The organism is Variovorax paradoxus, from assembly GCF_022009635.1.
In the GTDB taxonomy this organism is placed as follows: domain Bacteria; phylum Pseudomonadota; class Gammaproteobacteria; order Burkholderiales; family Burkholderiaceae_C; genus Variovorax.
Window position 1 is genome coordinate 935,252 of sequence record NZ_CP091716.1, and the last position, 20,509, is coordinate 955,760.

The 20,509-nt window shown below is 69.3% G+C and carries 18 protein-coding genes; 13 read left to right on the forward strand and 5 right to left on the reverse strand.

Annotated elements, in window-relative coordinates; all coding sequences use genetic code 11:
• Positions 1-14: 14 nt before the first annotated feature.
• Genes L3V85_RS04635 through L3V85_RS04645 form a run of 3 tightly spaced genes read left to right on the forward strand, consistent with a single transcriptional unit; the run spans position 15 to position 4,020 of the window.
• A complete protein-coding gene (locus tag L3V85_RS04635) occupies positions 15-1,502 on the forward strand; it encodes an FGGY family carbohydrate kinase (protein ID WP_237678233.1) in 1,488 nt (495 codons plus the stop codon).
• The gene (locus tag L3V85_RS04640; protein WP_237678234.1) at positions 1,499-3,268 is read left to right on the forward strand and encodes a glycerol-3-phosphate dehydrogenase/oxidase; all 1,770 of its coding nucleotides are present in this window, start codon (positions 1,499-1,501) and stop codon (positions 3,266-3,268) included. The genes L3V85_RS04635 and L3V85_RS04640 overlap by 4 nt, the downstream gene beginning before the upstream one ends.
• Positions 3,265-4,020 (forward strand): GntR family transcriptional regulator, encoded by a 756-nt coding sequence (locus tag L3V85_RS04645; protein WP_237678235.1) that lies wholly within the window; start codon positions 3,265-3,267, stop codon positions 4,018-4,020. Before L3V85_RS04640 ends, L3V85_RS04645 begins: the two co-directional genes overlap by 4 nt.
• Before the next feature lie 24 nt (positions 4,021-4,044).
• Here the strand turns inward: L3V85_RS04645 and uvrA are convergent, their stop codons facing one another.
• Together uvrA and L3V85_RS04655 are read right to left on the reverse strand one after the other, a co-directional pair.
• Positions 4,045-7,143 carry an excinuclease ABC subunit UvrA gene (uvrA, locus tag L3V85_RS04650; RefSeq protein WP_237678236.1) on the reverse strand — a complete coding sequence of 1,033 codons (3,099 nt, stop codon included), beginning with the start codon at positions 7,141-7,143 and terminating at the stop codon, positions 4,045-4,047.
• Positions 7,144-7,192: 49 nt separating this feature from the next.
• Complete coding sequence (locus tag L3V85_RS04655; RefSeq protein WP_237678237.1) at positions 7,193-8,572, reverse strand: chloride channel protein; 1,380 nt, start codon at positions 8,570-8,572, stop codon at positions 7,193-7,195.
• A 107-nt stretch (positions 8,573-8,679) separates the two neighbouring features.
• On the opposite strand from L3V85_RS04655, the gene ssb reads away from it, so the two are divergent.
• Positions 8,680-9,243: a single-stranded DNA-binding protein gene (gene ssb / locus L3V85_RS04660; protein ID WP_237678238.1), complete on the forward strand. Its 564-nt coding sequence runs from the start codon at positions 8,680-8,682 to the stop codon at positions 9,241-9,243.
• A gap of 75 nt (positions 9,244-9,318) precedes the next feature.
• Here the strand turns inward: ssb and L3V85_RS04665 are convergent, their stop codons facing one another.
• Both L3V85_RS04665 and L3V85_RS04670 read right to left on the reverse strand, forming a co-directional pair.
• Positions 9,319-9,738 carry a GFA family protein gene (locus L3V85_RS04665; RefSeq protein WP_237678239.1) on the reverse strand — a complete coding sequence of 140 codons (420 nt, stop codon included), beginning with the start codon at positions 9,736-9,738 and terminating at the stop codon, positions 9,319-9,321.
• Positions 9,739-9,760: 22 nt separating this feature from the next.
• Positions 9,761-10,474, reverse strand: a complete 714-nt coding sequence (locus L3V85_RS04670) for a YebC/PmpR family DNA-binding transcriptional regulator (protein ID WP_237678240.1) — start codon at positions 10,472-10,474, stop codon at positions 9,761-9,763.
• 169 nt (positions 10,475-10,643) lie between these two features.
• On the opposite strand from L3V85_RS04670, the gene L3V85_RS04675 reads away from it, so the two are divergent.
• The 9 genes from L3V85_RS04675 (at position 10,644) to L3V85_RS04715 (ending at position 19,509) form a co-directional block, all read left to right on the forward strand.
• Positions 10,644-11,267, forward strand: coding sequence for an FMN-binding negative transcriptional regulator (locus L3V85_RS04675; RefSeq protein WP_237678241.1), 624 nt, complete (start codon positions 10,644-10,646; stop codon positions 11,265-11,267).
• A gap of 91 nt (positions 11,268-11,358) precedes the next feature.
• A complete protein-coding gene (locus L3V85_RS04680; RefSeq protein ID WP_237678242.1) occupies positions 11,359-12,093 on the forward strand; it encodes a helix-turn-helix domain-containing protein in 735 nt (244 codons plus the stop codon).
• A 2-nt stretch (positions 12,094-12,095) separates the two neighbouring features.
• Positions 12,096-12,566, forward strand: coding sequence for a hypothetical protein (locus L3V85_RS04685; RefSeq protein WP_237678243.1), 471 nt, complete (start codon positions 12,096-12,098; stop codon positions 12,564-12,566).
• A gap of 55 nt (positions 12,567-12,621) precedes the next feature.
• Complete coding sequence (locus L3V85_RS04690) at positions 12,622-14,196, forward strand: ABC transporter substrate-binding protein (protein ID WP_237678244.1); 1,575 nt, start codon at positions 12,622-12,624, stop codon at positions 14,194-14,196.
• A gap of 10 nt (positions 14,197-14,206) precedes the next feature.
• The gene (locus tag L3V85_RS04695; RefSeq protein ID WP_237678245.1) at positions 14,207-15,229 is read left to right on the forward strand and encodes an ABC transporter permease; all 1,023 of its coding nucleotides are present in this window, start codon (positions 14,207-14,209) and stop codon (positions 15,227-15,229) included.
• Positions 15,226-16,122: a nickel transporter permease gene (gene nikC / locus L3V85_RS04700; protein WP_237678246.1), complete on the forward strand. Its 897-nt coding sequence runs from the start codon at positions 15,226-15,228 to the stop codon at positions 16,120-16,122. Before L3V85_RS04695 ends, nikC begins: the two co-directional genes overlap by 4 nt.
• Positions 16,115-16,963: an ABC transporter ATP-binding protein gene (locus L3V85_RS04705; protein ID WP_237678247.1), complete on the forward strand. Its 849-nt coding sequence runs from the start codon at positions 16,115-16,117 to the stop codon at positions 16,961-16,963. Before nikC ends, L3V85_RS04705 begins: the two co-directional genes overlap by 8 nt.
• Entirely contained in the window at positions 16,953-17,762 is an 810-nt protein-coding gene (locus tag L3V85_RS04710) for an ABC transporter ATP-binding protein (RefSeq protein WP_237678248.1), read from the forward strand. The genes L3V85_RS04705 and L3V85_RS04710 overlap by 11 nt, the downstream gene beginning before the upstream one ends.
• A 13-nt stretch (positions 17,763-17,775) precedes the next feature.
• Complete coding sequence (locus tag L3V85_RS04715) at positions 17,776-19,509, forward strand: M14 family zinc carboxypeptidase (protein WP_237678249.1); 1,734 nt, start codon at positions 17,776-17,778, stop codon at positions 19,507-19,509.
• Here L3V85_RS04715 and L3V85_RS04720 read toward each other — a convergent pair.
• Positions 19,493-20,410 carry a LysR family transcriptional regulator gene (locus L3V85_RS04720; protein ID WP_237678250.1) on the reverse strand — a complete coding sequence of 306 codons (918 nt, stop codon included), beginning with the start codon at positions 20,408-20,410 and terminating at the stop codon, positions 19,493-19,495. The genes L3V85_RS04715 and L3V85_RS04720 overlap by 17 nt on opposite strands.
• Between the last annotated feature and the right edge of the window lie 99 nt (positions 20,411-20,509).

A 20,509-nucleotide genomic window follows, 5' to 3' on the forward strand; every position in this document is an offset into this window, starting at 1 on the left:
GAAGCTGTTATGACATGAAGCCAAAAATACTGATCGGCATCGACATGGGGTCGAGCAGCCTGAAAGCCCTGGCCCTCGAAGCCGGGAGCGGCCGCTGCGTCGCCCTGTCCCGCATGCCACTGCCGCACGACCGGCTGCCCGGAGGGGGATGCGAAGTGGGGGCGGCCGCCATCCGCTCGGCCTTGACCCACGTGCTGCGCGACGTCGCCCACCAGCTCGGAGATCGCGCGGCCGAGGTCCGCGCCATCGGTTGCACCGGCCACGGCGCTGGGCTCTATGCGCTCGACGCGCGCAACGAACTCGTCGGCGGCAGGGCCGTCGCCTCGACCGACCAGCGGGCCGACGCGCGTGCGCGTTCGCTGTCGCTGAGCCACGGCGATGCGCTGTTCGCCGACGTCGGCTGCAGGCCCTGGCCGGGCCAGCCCACGGTGATCGCGGCCGAGTTGCTGGGCACTGACGCCGTGCAGCGCGGCGCGGTGCGCCGTCTGCTGTTCGCCAAGGACTACCTCGGCTTCCTGCTGACCGGCGAGATCGCGACCGATGCGAGCGACGCCAGCACCGCCGGGCTGGTGTCGATTGCCACCGGCACGTGGTCGCAGGCGGCCTTCGACGCCTCGGGCATCGCGGACCTCGGCCCACGCGCCTTCGGTCCGCTGGTGCCGAGCGGCGAGGCGGTCGGCCGGCTGCTGCCTTCCGAAGCCGCGCTGTGCGGCCTGCCCGCCGGCATTCCGGTGGCGATGGGCGCCATCGACCTGCTCGCATCGATGACGGCGATCTGCGCCGAAGGCCGCGAGCGGGCGGTGTCGGTGTTCGGCACCTGGTGCGTGAACGCGGTCATCGGTCCGGTGATCGAGCCCAAGCCCGGCGTGGCGGCGGTCGTCAACTTCGGGCGCGGGGACAGGCGGCTCTACATGGAGAACAGCCCCTCGTCGATGGCCAACATCGCATGGCTGGCCGGCGTGCTGGGCCTGGCCGATTCGCGCGCCGTGGTCGACCTGGCAATGTCTGTGCCGCTGGGCGCGGGCGGACTGCGCTTCCTGCCGTTCGTGAACGGCGGCGGCGGCGTGACGGCGGGCTTCGTCGGCCTGAAGAGCCACCACACGCGCGGCGACATGGCGCGTGCCGTGGTTGACGCGGTGGCCGCGCTGCATGCGCGGCACACGGCGCGGCTCGCGGCCTGCGGGCTGCCGGTGTCTGCATCGACCGTGCTCGGCGGCGGCGCGAGCGACACGCGACTCGTGCGCCTGCTCGCGGGCTTTCTCGGCCACCCGGTGGAGCGCTGCGCCGACGATGAAACGGGCGCGCGCGGCGCCGCCATCTACGCCGCCATGTCGCAGGGCATCGACCGCGCGGAGCAGGGCAGCGCCTTGCTCGCGCCCTGCGACACCGTCGAACCCGATGCCGCGCAGGCGCGCGCCCATGCCGGCTTCATGGCCGGCTTCAACGAACTGATCGACACCATGTCTCCTGTGTTTTCCCATCTGGCGGGAGGCGAGAAATGAGCGCCTGGCAACTGCCTTTCGTGCGTCCGGCCTCGCTGGCGGACCGTCATTTCTCGACCGTGATCGTCGGCGCCGGCATCAACGGCGTGGGCGTGTTCCGCGACCTGTGCCTGCAGCGCGTCGACTGCCTCATCGTCGACAAGGGCGACTTCAGCGCCGGCGCCAGCAGCGCGCCTTCGCGCATGATCCACGGCGGCCTGCGCTACCTGGAGAACGGCAGCTTCTCGCTGGTGGCGGAGGCCACGCGCGAGCGCAACCTGCTGCTGCGCAACGCGCCGCACCTGGTGCAGCCGCTGAAGACGGTGGTGCCGCTGTCGAGCTTCTTCGGCGGCCTCATGAGCAGCGCGCTCAAGTTCTTCGGCCGCACGCCGCCGCAGCGCACGCGCGGCCTGCTGGCCGTGGCGGCGGGCCTGCGCCTGTACGACCTGCTGGGCCGCCGCCAGCGCGTGATGCCCAACCACCGCATCAGCCGCGTGCCGCAGAACGACCGCAACCTGTTCCGCGCCGCGGTGCGCTGGACCGCCACTTTCTTCGACGCATGGATCAGCCATCCCGAATGGCTGGTGCTCGAGCTCATCGGCGACGCCTGCCGCGACCAGCCGCGCTCGGCCGCCGCCAACTACTGCCGCGTGATGGGCTGCGCGGGCAATATCCTCACGCTGCGCGACGAGATCACCGGCGCACTGGTGCGCGTGACGGCCGACACCGTGGTGAACGCCAGCGGCGCATGGCTGGACCGCAGCACCGCCGTGCTCGGCGGCGCGGGCTCGCGCGTGATGGGCACCAAGGGCTCGCATCTGGTGCTCGACCACCCCGCGCTGCGCGATGCGCTCGAAGGCCGCATGGCCTACTTCGAGGCGGTGGACGGGCGCGTGTGCATCGTCTATCCCTTCCTCGACCGCGTGCTGGTGGGCTCGACCGACATCCCGGTGGAAGACCCCGACCAGATCGCCACCGAGCCGGCCGAGGTCGACTACCTGCTCGAGGTGCTGACCGAGGTGTTCCCGAACCTCGCGTTCGGCCGCGGCGACGTGGTGTACACGTACGTCGGCGTGCGTCCGCTGGCGCGCTCCGACGCCGACAAGCCGGGCCAGATCTCGCGCGACCATTCGGTGGTGGTCGACCTGCCGAGCGCGACGCGCGACATTCCCATCGTCGGCCTGGTCGGCGGCAAATGGACCACCTTCCGCGCGCTGGCCGAAGAGGCAACCAACGAAGTGCTGAAGCAGCTGGGCCGCCCGCGCACCGCGTCGACCGAGCTGATGGCCATCGGCGGCGGCGCGGAACTGCCGGCCGATGCGCAGGCCACGGAACGCTTTGTCGACCGCATGGTGACGGCGTCGGGCATGGACCGGGTGCGTGCGCGTGCATTGCTGCGCCGCTACGGCTCCAAGGCGCTGCCGTTGGCACAGCGGCTCGGTGCTTCCGGCGACGTGCCGCTGCGGCATGCGCCCGATTACTCCGTGGCCGAAATCTCGTATCTCTGCCTCGAGACCGGCGTGGCGCACCTCGACGACCTGGTGATCCGCCGCACGCTGCTGGCGATTCGCGGCCTCGTCACCGACGCCGCGCTGGCCGAAATGGCGGGCATCGCCGCCGAGGCGTTGGGCTGGGACGCGGCCCAGGAACGCAGGGAACTGCAGGCCTGCGCGCGGGCGCTGCGCGAGCGCCACGGTGTGCGGCTTTCGCCCGTGGCCACCGAAGCGCCCGCATCTTTCGATGCATCATTGACGACTCCTCAGGCCCTGGGCCAACCCTCGACGTGAACTCTCCGACCGAAATCTCGACCGTGCTCGACCGTGGCTCCGAATCGCCCCTGTGGGCCCAGTTCCGCGACGCGCTGCGCCTGCAGATCCTGCAGGGCGTGCTGCCCATCGGCGCCAAGCTGCCGTCCGAAGCCGAGTTGGGCGAGCAGTTCGGCATCTCGCGCATCGTGGTGCGCGAGGCGCTGGCCGACCTGGTGCGCAACAACCTCATCTACAAGATCAAGGGCCGCGGGGCCTTCGTGTCGGCGCGCGAGCGGGATGAAGATTTCGTCTCCACCGTGCTCGGCTTTTCCGACGAGATGGAGCGCAAGGGCCGCTCGGTGCGCACGCAGATCCTCACGCAGGAGCTGCGCGCGCCCACCGAGCAGGAGGCCGCCTCGCTCGGGCTGACCGACGACACGCAGGTGGTGGCGCTCAAGCGCCTGCGCAGCGTGGACGGCGAACTGCGCCTCCTGGTGGAAACCGTGGTGCCCGCCGACCTGGCGCCGGGCCTGCACCGCACGCGCCTGGACGACCGCTCGCTGTACGACGTGCTGCGCCGCCAGTACGGCCTGCGCCTGGTGCGCGCCGAACGCTGGATCGACGCGGTGCTGCCCGACGCCGACACCTGCCAGTTGCTGAACCTGCCCACGCCGGAGCCGCTGCTGCGCATCGAGTCGATCGCCTACGGCGCCAACGGCAGGCCGCTGGAGCACTACCGCGCGCTGCACCGCTGCAAGACCAGCCGCCTGCACGTGCAGACGACGACCTGAGCGTCTTTCCGGGCCCGGAGGCGGCTACAGCAGCCGCTTCAGATACCGCCCCGTGTGGCTCGCCTCGTTCGCCGCGATGTCTTCCGGCGTGCCTTCGCCCACCACCGTGCCGCCGCCGGCGCCGCCTTCGGGGCCCATGTCGATCAGCCAGTCGGCCGTCTTGATGACGTCGAGGTTGTGCTCGATCACGACGATGGTGTTGCCCGCGTCGCGCAGCTGGTGCAGCACCTTCAGCAGCAGCTCGATGTCGGCGAAGTGCAGGCCGGTGGTCGGCTCGTCGAGGATGTACAGCGTGCGGCCGGTGTCGCGCTTGCTGAGTTCCAGCGCGAGCTTCACGCGCTGCGCCTCGCCGCCCGACAGCGTGGTGGCCGACTGGCCGAGCTTGATGTAGCTCAGGCCCACGTCCAGCAGGGTGCGCAGCTTGCGCTCGATGGTCGGCACGGCCTTGAGGAACTCGTGCGCGGTCTCGACCGTCATCTCCAGGATCTGCGCGATGTTCTTGCCCTTGTAGAGCACCTCGAGCGTCTCGCGGTTGTAGCGCTGGCCGTGGCAGACCTCGCAGGGCACGTACACGTCGGGCAGGAAGTGCATCTCGACCTTCACCACGCCGTCGCCCTGGCAGGCCTCGCAGCGCCCGCCGGCCACGTTGAAGCTGAAGCGGCCCGGGCCGTAGCCGCGCTCGCGCGCGGTGTTGGTCTCGGCCATCAGCTCGCGGATGGGCGTGAACAGGCCCGTGTAGGTGGCCGGGTTGCTGCGCGGCGTGCGGCCGATGGGGCTCTGGTCGACGTTGATGACCTTGTCGAAATACTCGATGCCTTCCACCGATTCGTGCGCGGCCGGTTCTTCATGCGCGCGGTACAGCGTGCGCGCCACGGCGGTGTAGAGCGTGTCGTTCACCAGCGTCGACTTGCCCGAGCCGGAGACGCCCGTCACGCAGGTCAGGAGGCCGACCGGGAAGGCCACGCTCACGTTCTTCAGGTTGTTGCCGGTGGCGCCGACCACGCGGATCTCCTGCAGGTCGGTCTGCGTGGCCAGGTGGGCGGCCTCGCGCGCGGCGCGGCGCTCGGCGGCGGGGCTCTGCGGAAAGCGCGAGGGCTTCTTGCCTTCGTTGAAGGCGGGCTTGCTCACCACCGGCAGCCATGCGGTGCGGTGCCTGGGCACCTCGATCTTGCGCGTGCCCGACAGGTACTGGCCGGTGAGCGAGTCGGGGTTGGCCGACACCTCGGCATAGGTGCCCTGCGCCATCACGCGGCCGCCGTGCACGCCGGCGCCGGGGCCCATGTCGATCACGTGGTCGGCGGCGTGGATCATGTCCTCGTCGTGCTCGACCACGATCACGCTGTTGCCGATGTCGCGCAGATGCTTCAGCGTGCCGATGAGGCGGTCGTTGTCGCGCTGGTGCAGGCCGATGCTGGGCTCGTCGAGCACGTACATCACGCCGGTGAGGCCCGAGCCGATCTGCGACGCGAGGCGGATGCGCTGCGCCTCGCCGCCCGAGAGCGTCTCGGCGCTGCGGTCCAGGCTCAGGTAGTTCAGGCCCACGTCGTTCAGGAATTTCAGGCGCAGGCCGATTTCGCGCACCACCTTGTCGGCGATGTCGGCCTTGGCGCCGCGCAGCTTGAGCGTCTGGAACCAGGCCAGGGAGTCGCGCAAGGTGAGGTGGCTGAGCTCGAAGATCGCCATGCGCGGCGGCTCGCCGCCGTCGGCGGGACGTGCCGATTCATCGACCAGGAACACGTTGCGCGCTTCGCGCCGCAGCCGCGAGCCGCCGCAGTCGGGGCAGGGCTGCAGGTTGCGAAAGCGCGCGAGGTCTTCGCGCACCATCACCGAATCGGTCTCGCGGTAGCGCCGCGCCATGTTCGGGATGATCCCTTCGAAGGGATGCTTCTTCGTGAGCTTCTTGCCCGCGAAGTTGCCCGACTCCATGGTGTAGTTGAACTTGATCTCTTCGGCCGCCGAGCCGTGCAGCAGCACCTGCTGCACCGATGCGGGCAGCGACTCGAAGGGCGCGTCGACGTCGAACTTGTAGTGCTTGGCGACGCTCTCGATCATGCTGAAGTAGTAGCCGTTGCGGCGGTCCCAGCCCTTGATGGCGCCGCTGGCCAGCGACAGCGACGGGAAGGCCACCACGCGCGCCGGGTCGAACACCTCGCGGTGGCCCAGGCCGTCGCAGCTGGGGCAGGCGCCCACCGGCGAGTTGAACGAGAACAGGCGCGGCTCCAGCTCCGACAGCGAGTAGTGGCAGATCGGGCAGGCGAACTTGGCGTTGAACAGGTGTTCCTTGTCGGGCGCGCCCTCGGCGCCCAGCTCGAGCGCGATGGCGCGGCCCTCGGCCATCCGCAGCGCCGCCTCGAAGCTCTCGGCCAGGCGCTGCTGCATGTCGGGGCGCGCGCGCAGGCGGTCGATGACGATGTCGATGTCGTGCTTCTCGGTCTTCTTGAGCTTGGGCAGGTCGTTGTATTCGTAGGTCTGCCCATCGACGCGAAAGCGCACGTAGCCTGCGGCCTGCATCTCGGCGAACAGCTCGACGAACTCGCCCTTCTTCTCGCGGGCCACGGGCGCCAGGATCATCAGGCGCGGCTCGTCGGGGATGGCGAGCACGGCGTCCACCATCTGCGACACCGTCTGCGCCTGCAGCGGCAGGTGATGGTCGGGGCAGTAGGGCGTGCCGGCGCGCGCGTACAGCAGGCGCAGGTAGTCGTGGATCTCGGTCACCGTGCCCACGGTGGAGCGCGGGTTGTGGCTGGTGGCCTTCTGCTCGATGCTGATGGCGGGCGACAGGCCCTCGATCACGTCGACATCGGGCTTGTCCATGAGCTGCAGGAATTGCCGCGCATAGGCCGAGAGGCTCTCGACGTAGCGCCGCTGCCCTTCGGCATACAGCGTGTCGAAGGCCAGGCTCGACTTGCCCGAGCCCGACAGGCCGGTGATGACCACCAGCTTGTTGCGCGGAATGTCGAGGTCGACGTTCTTCAGGTTGTGGGTGCGCGCGCCGCGGATGCTGATGCGCTGCTGCGCCAGCACCGCGCCGAGGTAGGCGTCGCGTTCGCGTTCCGCGTCGCGGGCGCGTTCTGCTGCTTCAGCGGCTTCTGCCGCGGCTAGTTCAGTGGCTTTGGAATTCAAAGGGGGCGATCGTCCGAGGGCAACCGGACATGATAGACCGCCGGAGAATTCATGGCGAGCGGGCGGGTTCCGGCGGCCTGGGCGCGGGGGCTTCCGGCGGCGGGTGCACCGGTTCGGCGGCTCCGATGGCCCGCCCGACCATGTATTCGGCCAGGGTGTCGTACAGCGGGCGGCTGATCATGCGGGAGACCAGGCTGGCCAGCATGGCCGCGGCCATCAGGCTCAGAACCATCGAATGGCCGTCGACCATTTCCATCACGATGATGAAGGCGGTGAGCGGCGCCTGCGTCACCGCCGCCAGGAAGGCGGCCATGCCCAGGGCGATGAGCGCCGGGCCGAGTTCGCTGCTGCCCAGTTGCGACACCGCGTCTCCGATGCCCGCGCCGATGGACAGCGCCGGCGCGAAGATGCCGCCCGGCACACCGCACCAGGCCGTGAGCCAGGTGGCGACGAACTTGAGCACCGTATAGAGCGGCGTCAACTCGTCGTGGCCCTGCAGCATCTGCTTGACCGCCTCGGAGCCCGCGCCGAAGGTGACGCCGCCCGTGACCAGCCCGATGACGGCCACCGCCAGCCCGCCCGCTGCCGCGAAGCGCACCGGGAAACGCGCCCGCCAGCGGTTGAAGCGCCCCGGCGCGCCGGTGAGCGAGGCGGTCAGCAGTCGCGCGAACAGCCCGCCGGCCGCGCCGCTGAGCAGCGTGACCAGCAGCCCGGGGCCGAGCGCGTCCCAGCCCAGCCGGGGCACGCGGATCACGCCGAAGTAGCTGGTGTTGCCGAAAGCCGAGACCGCCACCAGGCCGGCCAGCACGATGGCCGTGATGATCAGCCCGCTGGAGCGGGCCTCGAGCCGGCCCGACAGCTCCTCGATGGCGAACACCACGCCCGCCAGCGGCGCGTTGAAGGCCGCCGCGATACCGGCCGCGCCCCCGGCCACCAAGAGCGCGCGGCCGTCGATGGTGGTGTTGGGCGAGAGCCAGCGCCGCGCATGCTGCATCACCCCGGCCGCGACCTGTACCGAAGGCCCCTCCCGCCCGATCGACAACCCGGCCGCGAAGCCCGCCGCGCCCAGGCCGATCTTGGCGACCGTGAGCCGCAGCGACGCGAAGAAGAAGCGGCGCTCTTCCGGCAGGGCGGGGTGCAGCGCCGCCTTGATCTGCGGAATGCCCGAGCCGCCCGCGCCGGGGAAGAAACGCAGCGTGAACCACACGATGCCCGCCGTGAGCAGCGGCGTCGTCAGCAGCACGGCCCAGGGCCAGGCGCGGTAGAAGCGGTGGAACTGGCCGAAGACCCAGTCGCTGGCGAGCGTGAAGCCCACCACGAAAAGCCCGGCCGCGATGGCGTAGCCCAGCACGATCGCCCGGTCGAGCCAGACGCGGCCGCTGGAAAGTTCGGCGCGCAGGTGCTCGAGGAAGTCGGGTTCGCGGTTCATCGGAACGGCCATTCTGGCACCGATACGGAATCCGGCCGGTCGCCTTCGGGCACAATGGAGGGTTCCTCTCAACCTTCTCCTTCATCTACTTATCAGGGGCAGTGCATATGGCATCGGTCAATAAAGTCATCGTCGTCGGCAACCTGGGGCGCGACCCCGAAATGCGGACCTTCCCGAGCGGCGATCAGGTCGCGAACGTCACAGTGGCCACCACCGATCGCTGGAAAGACAAGCAAAGCGGCGAAATGCGCGAAGCCACCGAGTGGCACCGCATCGTCTTCAACGGCCGCCTGGCCGAAATCGCCGGCCAGTACCTGCGCAAGGGCTCGCAGGTGTACGTCGAAGGCAGCCTGCGCACGCGCAAGTGGACCGACAAGGACGGCATCGAAAAGTACACCACCGAAATCCGCGCCGACCAGATGCAGATGCTCGGCAGCCGTCAGGGCCAGGGCGGCCCGTCGGGCGGTCCCGAGGACGACGGCGGTTACTCGCAAGGCGGCGGTGGCGGCGGCTACTCGCAGGGCGGCAATGGCGGTGGCGGCGGCGGCGGCGGCGGATACGCACCCCGCGCACCCGCGGCGGCACCGCGTGCTCCGGCACCGGCTCCGCGCCAGGCACCGGCCAAGTCGTCGTCGGGCTTCGACGACATGGACGACGATATTCCCTTCTGATTCGTCCCCGACGCGGTTTCGTTGTCGCAAGGCCTCTGCTCTCTCCGGGCAGGGGCCTTTTTCTTTGCCCGCCGGTCAGGTCGGGTCGCCGCGCGGCCTGGTGTCCACGACATGGCCTTCGTACTGCGGCAGGTCGTCCGTGATGGTGAACCAGGGCGCCTTCGAGCCTACGAAGATGTGCGCGGTCGGCCGGATGGAGGGCGCGTCGACCAACGTGCCCAGCGTGACGTGCACGAACCGCCCGTCGCGCACCACCGAGCAGAGCAGCGAGCCGCACCTGACGCAGTGCATGTCGCCCGCATCTTTATCGCCGTAGATCATCAACGCGTCTTCGCCTTGCGTGATGGCGAACTTGCCGCGCTCGATGCCCGCGAAGGGCTTGAAGGCAGAGCCGGTGGCGCGCCGGCAGTCGCTGCAGTGGCAGTTCAGCGCGTAGCCGAACTCATCGGCCACCGCATAGTGGACGGCGCCACAGAGGCATCTTCCGGCAAGCATCCGGAGCAGGAAAAAAGCGGCCTCAGCCCGCCAGCCCCACGAACACGTTCTGCACGTCGTCGTTCGCGTCGATGGCGGCCAGGAAAGTCTCGACCTCTTCCAGGTCTTCCGCGCTCAGGCTCGCCGGGTCGACCGGGTTCTTGGGCTTGTAGCCCAGCTTGGCCGACAGCACGGTGAAGCCCTGGGCCGGCAGCGCGCGGCTCACCAGGTCCAGGTCGGTGGGGTCGGTCAGGAAGATCGACGAATTGCCTTCGCCGGCCGGTTCGAAATCTTGCGCGCCGGCTTCGATGGCGGCCACTTCGGGGTCGGCGTCGGGCTTGGCGGGTTCGGCCTCGATCATGCCGACGTGGTCGAAGTCCCACGACACCGAGCCCGAGGTGCCCAGTTGGCCCTTGCGGAACAGCACGCGCATTTCGGGCGCGGTGCGGTTCACGTTGTCGGTCAGGCATTCGACCATCACCGGCACGCGGTGCGGCGCGAAGCCTTCATAGATCACATGCTCGAAATGCACCGCCTCGCCCGTGAGGCCGGCGCCTTTCTTGATGGCGCGGTCGAGCGTGTCCTTGGGCATCGAGACCTTGCGGGCCTGCTCCACCACGAGGCGAAGGCGCGAGTTGCCGGCCGGGTCGGCGCCGTTGCGCGCGGCCATCATGATTTCCTTGGCGAGTTTGCCGAACAACCGGCCCTTGGCATTGGCTGCCAGGTCCTTGTGTTTCGCTTTCCATTGGGCGCCCATGGCTGATTCCTTCTCGAGTGTGTGTTCGCGGCCGTGTCTGGCTCTCCGCAGAAGGGCTGGATGACCGGTTGGGGCAGCTACTGTAGCCGGAGCGTGCACGGGTGGGAACCGAGGCGCCGATGACCTGGGCGCGACAGCGGCCGCAAGGGCGGGCGGAGATACTTTTCGCATGCACACACAGCCTCTCTTCGCGATCGAGGAGCGCGCGGAACTCCTGCGGCTCATGCGCGCCTATCCGCTGGCCACCTTGTTCACCGTCTCGGACGGCACGGCGCAGGCGAACCTGCTGCCGCTCGAGGTATGCGACATCGGCCCCTTCGGCACGCTGCGGGGCCATGTCGCCAGGAGCCATTCGCTGTGGGGCAGCATGCCGGACGGCGGCGGCGCGACCGTCGTCTTCCAGGGGCCGAACGCCTACATCTCGCCGCGCTGGTACGTGAACGGGCAGCGCAGCGGCCGGGTGGCACCGAGCTGGAACTACGTGGCCGTGCAGGCGCAGGGCACGCTGCGCTTCATCGACGATCCGGCCTGGGTGGTGTCGCACCTGGCCGCGCTCACCGCATCGCAGGAAGAAGGGCGCGACCCTGCATGGTCCCTGGGCGACGCTGCGCCCGAGTTCGTCGACGGCGCCGCGCAGCGGCTCGGCGGCTTCGAGATCGAGATACGCACGCTGGCCGGCAAGCGCTTCCTGTCGCAGCAGCGCACGGAAGCCGACCGGCGCAGCCTGATCGAGCACCTGGGGCGCGAGGCATCGCCCTCGGCGCGTGCGCTGGCGGCGTTGATCCGGCCCTGAAGGCCGGTCGTGCCGCGCCGCACGAATCGCTAAAAAGAGGTGCTAAAAAAGTAAAATAATTTTACTGAGACTGCTACACTTTTTCATAAAAATGAAAAAATCGCAGCCTCCCAAAGAGCCGCCGACGGCAAGCGCCGCACCGGACGGCCGCGAAACCGGGGTTCTCGCCGACATCGGCGAGGCCCTGCGGGCGCGCCGCCGGCTGCTGCACCTGAGCCTGGCGGAAGTGGCCGAGCGCAGCGAGCTCAGCATCGGCTACATCTCGCTGCTGGAGCGCAATCTGGCCTCGCCCTCGCTCACCGCGCTGATGCGCATCGGCCAGGTGCTGGGCCTGGAGCTGGACTACTTCTTCCAGGCGCGCAACGCCGCTGGCCATCACTTTCCGCAGAGCGCGCGCTCGCCGTTCCAGCTTCAGTCGGGCGGCATGACCTTCGACCGCATCAGCGGGCAGTTTCCGGGCAGCGTCGTCAACGGCCTGGTGGTGACGATTCCCGCCAAGCACAAGTCCACGCCCATCACCCATCCCGGGGAAGAGCTGGTCTACATCCTCAGCGGCAGCCTGCGCTACACGCTCGGCGGCCGCAAGGTGCAGCTGGACGAGGGCGACTCCGTGCACCTGCCGTCCACCACGCCGCACTGCTGGGAGAACCCCTTCGCCCAGCCCGCCAAGGCGCTGTGGGTCGGTACCGCGCCGCTGTTCAAGACCGACGGCGACGACCCCCATGCCTCGGACGACCTCCAGAGCCACGGCTCCCCGGCCAGGGTGTCCGGGCCGCCCGCCAAGGCCAAGGCAAGAACCCGACCCTCCAGGAAGAAAGACGCGTGAGCATGAACGCCCATTCCGTTCCCGAACACGAAGCCGCCTTCGCCGCCGTGAGCGACCTGCTCCAGCGGCGCATCGGCCACAAGCTGCTCACCGTGAGCCGGGTGCTGCCCGATGAAGCCAGCGTCGAGCGCATCTTCACCACCCAGCCCGAGGCCTATCCTGTGCACGGCAAGAAGCCGCGCGACCACACCGAGTGGACCGCCCTCATGGAGCGCGGCGAATGCTTCGTGGCCAGCCGGCCCGAGGACTTCGGCCCGCACTTCTCCGACCTGCCGGCCATCGTGCGCAACGGCCTCGGCGCGGTCATCAACATCCCGGTGCTCGACGGCTCCCGCATGCTGGGCACCCTGAACCTGCTGGACGCAGCCGGCGCCTACACCGGCCCGGTACTCGACGCCTGCATCGAGGCGCGCGCGCTGGCCGCCGAGGGCTTTGCCCTCTACGAGCAATGGCTCGCGCGGCGCGCAGCCTGATTCCACGGTCCTTTTTTCCTTCCTTGCCCCTTCTCATCCTCTCCAGGAGCGAATCTTGAATCCTCGAATTTGCGCGGCAGTCGCAGGCATCTTCCTCTCGTTGTCCGCGTGGGCCGCCACGCCCAAGGACACGCTGGTGGTGGTCAAGAACATCGACGACATCGTGAGCCTCGATCCGGCCGAGGCCTTCGAGTTCTCCAGCGGCGAGGTGGTGACCAACATCTACGAACGGCTGGTGCAGTACGACGCGAAAGATCCGACGCTGCTCAAGCCCGGCCTGGCCTCGGCCTGGAAGCCGGCCGCCGACGGCAAGAGCATCGAGTTCACGCTGCGCAAGGGCGCCGCGTTCGAGAGCGGCAATCCGGTGCGTCCGGACGACGTTGTGTTCTCCTTCAAGCGCGTGCTGAAGCTGAACAAGGCGCCGGCCTTCATCCTGAGCCAGCTGGGCTGGACCGCCGACAACATCGACCAGATGGCGCGCAAGGGCGCCGCGCCCGACACGCTGGTGCTGGGCTGGAGCGGCGACTTCGGCCCCGCCTACGTGCTGAGCGTGCTGGCCGCGCGGCCGGGCGCCATCGTCGACGAGAAGCTGGTGCTGGCCAACGAGAAGGCGGGCGACCTGGGCAACCAGTGGCTGAACCGCAATTCCGCCGGCAGCGGCCCCTACAAGCTGAAGCTCTACAAGCCCAAGGAAGTGCTGTTGCTCGAGGCGAACAAGAAGGCCGCCAACCCGCCCAAGACCGGCAACGTGCTGATCAAGAGCGTGGCCGAGTCCGCCACGCAGCGCCTGCTGATCGAGTCCGGAGACGCCGACATCGCCCGCGACCTCGCCTCCGACCAGCTCGACGCGCTGAAGACCCGCACCGACGTGCGCATCGAGGAATTCCCCGCGGCCGCCGTGCACTTCATCGCGCTCAACCTCAAGAACGAGAAGCTGCGCAACCCGGCCATCTGGGAAGCCATGCGCTACCTGGTGGACTACGACGGCATCTCCACGCAGCTGCTCAAGGGCCAGATGCGCACGCACCAGGCCTTCCTGCCGGTGGGCTTCGCGGGCGCGCTGACCACCAACCCCTACAAGGCCGACCCGGAGCGCGCCAAGGCCATCCTCGCCAAGGCGGGCATCAAGGGCCTGGAAATCGACATGGACCTGATCAACGCGCAGCGCTTCATGGACATGGCGCAGTCGATGCAGGCCACCATGGCCAAGGCGGGCATCAAGCTGAACCTGCTGCCCGGCACCGGCGCCCAGGTGCTCACGCGCTACCGCGCCCGCAAACACGAGGCCATCCTGCTGTACTGGGGCCCCGACTTCTTCGATCCGCATTCGAACGCCAAGTCGTTCGCGTACAACGTGGACAACAGCGACAGCGCCTACCAGAGCACCACGACGTGGCGCAACTCCTGGCTCGTTCCGGAGCTGTCGGCCAGGACCATGGCGGCGCTGAAGGAGGTCGACCCCGTCAAGCGCGCCGCGGCCTACCAGGACCTGCAGCGCGAAGTGCAGGCCAGGTCGCCGTTCATCATCACCTTCCAGGAACAGAACCGGGTCGCCTTGCGCAGCAACGTCAAGGGCTACGTGCAGGGCACGGTGGCCGACCTGATCAAGTACGACGCGGTCACCAAGTAGCGGCACGGCCATGCGCAAGCTCGTCGCTCCGGCCGCGCTGCTGCGGTCCGGCCTGTCCTTTGCCCTGATGTTGCTGGTGCTGCTGCTGGTCACCTTCCTGATCGGCAAGGCGGCGCCCATCGATCCCGTGCTGCAGGTGGTCGGCGACCGCGCCTCGCCCGAGGCCTACCAGGAAGCCCGCCAGCGCATGGGCCTGGACCAGCCGATCGCCACGCAGTTCGTGCGCTACGTGGCCGACGCGGCAAAGGGCGATCTGGGTCGCTCGACCACGACGGGCCGCGCGGTTCTGGAAGACCTGCGCCAATATTTCCCGGCCACGCTGGAGTTGGCCACGCTGGGCATCTTGCTGGGCGTGGTGTTCGGCGTGCCGCTGGGCATGCTGGCGGCGCACCAGCACAACCGGTGGATCGACCAGCTGCTGCGGCTGGTCGGGCTGCTGGGCTACTCGGTGCCGGTGTTCTGGCTCGGGCTGGTCGGCCTGCTGATCTTCTACGCCAGGCTGGGCTGGGTCGGCGGGCCGGGGCGGCTGGACGACATCTACCAGTACACGGTCGACAGCTGGAGCAACCTGGTGCTGGTCGACACGCTGCGCGCCGGCAACGGCGAAGCCTTCCGCAACGGCCTGTCGCACCTGGTGCTGCCGGCCGCGCTGCTGGGCTATTTCTCGCTGGCCTACATCTCGCGCATGACGCGGGCCTTCTTCCTCGAGGAGCTGGGCAAGGAATACGTGCTCACGGCGCGCGTCAAGGGCGCGTCGGAGCTGCAGGTGCTGGTGCGCCACGTGCTGCCCAACGTGGCCGCGCCGCTGGTCACGGTGATCGCGCTGTCGTATGCGGTGCTGCTCGAAGGCGCGGTGCTGACCGAGACGGTGTTCTCCTGGCCCGGCATCGGGCTGTACGTGACCAACGCGCTCTTCAGCGCCGACGTGGCCGCCGTGCTCGGTGGCACCTTGCTGGTGGGCCTGTGCTTCGTGGTGCTCAACACCGCGTCCGACGTGCTCGGCTATCTGATGGACCCGAGGGCCAGGTCATGATGCTTCGACAGGATTGGTGGCTCAGCGAGGCGCCCGCGTCGGCCTTCCAGGCGCGCTGCGGGCGCTGGTATCGCATGGGGCTGCGCACGGTGCGCAGCCCGGCCATGGTGTTCGGCCTGGTCATCCTGGCCGCGATGGTGCTGGCGGCGCTGTTCGCGCCGTGGCTGGCGCCCTTCGATCCCAACGCGCAGAACGTGCAGCAGCGGCTGCTGCCGCCGGGCGCCGCGCACTGGCTGGGCACCGACCAGCTCGGGCGCGACCTGCTCAGCCGCGTCATCTACGGCACGCGGCCCACGCTGCTGATCGTGTCGCTGGTGGCGCTGCTGTCGGCGCCGCTGGGGCTGCTGCTGGGCATGTGCGCGGGCTACTTCGGCGGCTGGATCGACACGCTGCTGATGCGCGTCACCGACATCTTCATGGCCTTCCCGCGGCTGGTGCTGGCGCTGGCGCTCGTGGCGGTGCTGGGGCCGGGCATCGTGAACGCGGTGATCGCCATCGCCATCACCGCATGGCCGGCCTATGCGCGCATCGCCCGCACCGAGACGCGCACCGTGCGCGGCAGCGACTTCATCCAGGCGGCCAGGGTGCAGGGGCTGCGCCCCGCGCGCATCCTGTTCGGCCACCTGCTGCCGATCTGCCTGCCCTCCACCGTGGTGCGCGTCACGCTGGACATGGCGGGCATCATCCTCACGGCCGCCGGCCTGGGCTTCCTGGGCCTGGGCGCGCAGCCGCCGATGTCCGAGTGGGGCGCCATGATCTCCACCGGCCGGCAGTACATCTTCGACCAGTGGTGGGTGGCGGCCGTGCCCGGCGTGGCCATCCTGCTGGGCAGCCTGGCCTTCAACCTCGTGGGCGACGGCTTGCGCGACGTACTGGACCCGAAGAATGGCTGAGCTCCTCATCGAAGATCTCACGGTGACCTACCCGACCGCCAGCGGGCCGGTCGACGTGGTGAAGTCGCTGTCGCTGCGGATGGGCGCCGAGCGCATCGGCATCGTGGGCGAGTCGGGCTCGGGCAAGTCGATGACCGCGCGCGCCATCCTGGGCCTGGTGCGTTCGCCCGGCCGCGCCACGGCAAGCCGCATGGCCTACGACGGCGCCGACCTGCTGCGGCAGACGCCTTCGGGCTGGCGCGCGATTCGCGGGCGCCGCATCGGCATGGTGCTGCAGGACCCGAAGTTCTCGCTCAACCCGGTGCTGCGCGTCGGCAGGCAGATCGCCGAGGCGGGCCTGCTGCACGGCGTGTTCAAGCCCGCACAGGCGCGCGACCGGGTGCTGGAGATGCTGCGGACCGTGGGCGTGGACAACCCCGAGCGCGTGCACGACGCCTATCCGCACCAGCTGTCCGGCGGCATCGGCCAGCGCGTGATGATCGCCGCGATGATGATCGCCGAGCCCGGCCTGCTCATCGCCGACGAGCCCACCTCCGCGCTCGACGTGATGGTGCGCGGCCAGGTGCTGGAGATGATGGATCGCGAGATCCGCAAGCGCGGCATGGGCCTGCTCATGATCAGCCACGACCTGAAGATGGTGGCGCACTTCTGCGACCGCGTGCTGGTCATGTACCGCGGCCAGGTGGTGGAGTCGTGCGCCGCGAAGGACCTGTTCCGCTCGCAGCATCCCTACACGCGCGGCCTGCTCAACTGCATGCCCACCGGCCAGAACCCCGGCCAGCCGCTGCCCACCATCGACAGGCAGCTCATCCAGGAAACGGTGGACCGCCATGCAAAGTGACACCCGGGTCGATGCCGCCGGCGAGACGGTCATCCGCTGCCAGGGCCTGGACGTGTTCTACGGCCACGGCGCGCAGCGCCATCACGCGGTGAAGCAGGCTTCGTTCGAGGTGCTCAGGGGCGAGTCCTTCGGCATCGTCGGCGGCTCGGGCAGCGGCAAGTCGACCATCCTGCGCGTGCTGGCGGGGCTCGACGGCGACTGGCAGGGCGATGTCGACGTGCTGGGCCACCGTCGCGCGGCCGGCGTGGCGCCCGGGCGCGCCTATCGGCTGAAGGTGCAGATGATCTTCCAGGACCCGTTCGGCTCCCTGCACCCGCGCCACACCATCGACCGCTGCCTGAGCGAGGCCATGCGCTTTCACGGCTTCGACCGCATCGAGCAGCGCGTGGTGTCGGCGCTCGACCGCGTCGGGCTGGGCAAGAGCTTCCGCTTCAGGTTTCCGCACCAGCTCAGCGGGGGACAGCGCCAGCGCGTGGCCATCGCGCGCGCGCTGGTGCTGGAGCCCGAAGTGCTGCTGCTCGACGAGCCGACCTCGGCGCTCGACGCTTCCATCCAGGCCGAGGTGCTGAACCTGCTGATGGAAGTGCGCCGCGACCTGGGCACCACTTTCCTGTTCGTGAGCCACGACCTCGGCGTGATCGCCCACATGTGCGACCGCGTCGCGGTGATGCGCCAGGGCGTCGTCGTCGAGACGCTGGCCGCGGCGCGCATCACCGCCGGGCAGGTGGCGCACCCGTACACCCGCGAGCTGCTGGCGAACTGCTACGCCGCGCAGCCGCTCGATCCTGTTGTCGCATGAACGGAGTTCTTTCATGACTGCCACGCCAGACACCCTGTACCGCACGCCCTTCGAATCCGGCAACGGCAACCGGACCGCCACCTGGGCCGAATGCATCGCCTTCTACGAGCAGCTGGCCGCGCGGTTCCCGGGCGTGCTGCAGTGGCGTCGGATCGGCGTGTCGGACACCGGCGTGCCGATGCATGCCGGCGTGGTCACGGCCGACGGCGTGTTCGACCGCGAGACCCTGCAGCGGCAGCGCCGCCCGGTGTTCTTCAACAACAACGGCATCCACCCCGGCGAGCCCGAGGGCATCGACGCCTGCATGGCGCTGGTGCGCGACTTCTGCCTCCAGCCCGAGCGGCTGGCGGCGCTGGGCGACACGGTGTTCCTGTTCATTCCGGTCTACAACGTGGACGGCTGCATCGACCGCCAGAACACCTCGCGCGTGAACCAGCTCGGGCCCGAGTCCTTCGGCTTTCGCGGCAACGGCCGGCACCTGGACCTGAACCGCGACTTCATCAAGTGCGACAGCCTCGCCGCGCAGGTGTTCAACAGATTCTTCACCGCGTGGGACCCGGACGTGATGGTCGACACCCACACCTCCAATGGCGCGGACTACGCCTGCACCATGACGCTGATCCCGACGCAGCCCGACAAGCTGGGCGGGGGGCTGGGCGACTTCCTGCGCGAGCGCATGCTGCCCGCGATCTACGGCGGCATGGACCGGCGCGGCTGGCCCACCTGCCCGTACGTGAACCTGCTGGCCGAGACGCCGGACGACGGCATCGAGGACTTTCTCGACCTGCCGCGTTTTTCCACCGGCTACGCAGCGCTGCATCACACCATCGGCTTCATGCCCGAGACCCACATGCTCAAGCCCTTCGCCGACCGCGTGGCGTCGATGCGCACGCTGGTCGAGGTGGTGCTGGAGTTCACCCTGGCGAATGCCGCGCGCATCCAGTCGCTGCGCCGAGACGCCCGGGCCGCCGCCGCGAAGCAGGCACGCTGGCCGCTGACATGGCGCAACGACCACGACCGGCCGGCCAGCCTGCGCTTCAGGGGCTACCAGGCCGTGCGCACGCCCAGCAAACTGGGCAACTACGAACGCCTGGCCTACGACCGCAACCAGCCGTGGGAGAAGGACATCGTCCACTTCGACCGCTGCGTGGAAGACATCGCGGTCACCGCGCCCCGTGGCTACCTGGTGCCCCAGGCCTGGCGCGAAGTCATCGAGCGCCTGCAATGGAACGGCGTCGCGATGCAGCCCCTCGAAGCCGACCAGCTCTTCGACGCGGCCCGCGTGTACCGCGTGCAGGACGTGGCCTCGCGCCCCAACGCCTACGAAGGCCACATGTTCCATGACCGGGTGACGCTTGCATCGCACACGGAGCCCTTCCAGGCGCGCGCGGGCGACATGTGGGTGCCGCTGGACCAGCCCGGTGCCCGCTACGCGGTCGAGACGCTGGAGCCCGAGGCCCACGACAGCTTCTTTCGCTGGGGCTTCTTCAACAGCGTGCTCGAGAAGAAGGAAGCCTTCTCCGCCTACGTGTTCGAGGACACGGCGCTGCGGATGCTGCGGGACGAACCAGAGCTCAGCCGCCGCTTCGAGGAATGGAAGGCCGCGAACCCCGGCAAGCTGTCCGACCAGGGCGCCGTGCTGGGCTTCCTGTTCGCGCATGGCAAGCGCCATGCGGAGGCGGGGTGGCGGCGGTATCCGGTGGTGGCGCTGATGCAGTCCGTGCCGCTGCTCACTGCGCGACCCTGAACCCCGGCAGCGCGTGCATGCGCGCGCGCAAGGCTTCCACGAACGCGGTGACGCGCGCCGGCCGGTACAGCCCCGGCGGCAGCGCGACATGCACGCCGATCGGCTCCAGCCACCAGTTCGGCAGCACGCGCTTGAGGCGGCCGGCCTGCATGTCGTCGTGGCACATCCACGGCGCCGCCGCGCCGATGCCCGCGCCGTTGAGCACCGCGCGATAGCTCGCCAGCAGGCTGTCGGTGCGGATGGGCGTGTCCAGCGCCACGATGCGTGAACGCCCGCCGCGGTCGATCAGGCGCACATTGCCCGTCACGTAGGGCACCAGTCCCACGCACGGCAGCTGCGGCAGCCGCGCCAGCGTGACCGGGCCGGTGCGCTTGAGCAGCTCCGGCGTGGCGATGAGCACGCGCTCCATGCGCCCGAGCGGGCGGCACACCAGCCCGGGGTCGCGAACCTCGCCCACGCACACCCAGCATTCGGCGCCCGAGGCCGCGAGATCGACCACGCGGTCGGTCAGCGTGAGCTCGACCCGCAACTGCGGATGCGCGGCGCGCAGGTCGGTCACCGCGTCGGTCAGGAAGCCGGTGCCGTAGCCCGAGGGGCCGATGACGCGCAGCGTGCCTTCGGGCCGGCTCTGTCCGCCCAGCAGCCGCTGCGACAGGCCCGACCAGCGGTCGGTGAGGTCGTGCGCCTCCGCCAGCAGCGAGCGGCCCTCGTCGGTGAGCGAGAAGTTGGCGGTGTTGCGGATGGCCAGCTTGCAGCCCAGCAGGCGCTCCAGCTCCAGCAGGCGGCGGCTTACCGTGGGCTGCGTGGTGCCCAGCAGGCGCGCAGCCTTGCTGAGCGATCCGCTCTCGCCGATCTTGATGAAAGTGTCCAGCAGGTCGAGCCGGTCGTGGGTGTTCTTCATGCGCCATACGTATAGCACTTCATCGTTCCATACGTCTACCCATGTCGGCGGCCTCTGCCTATCGTCGGGCCCGTTCAAGACACATGCGAATGGATATTC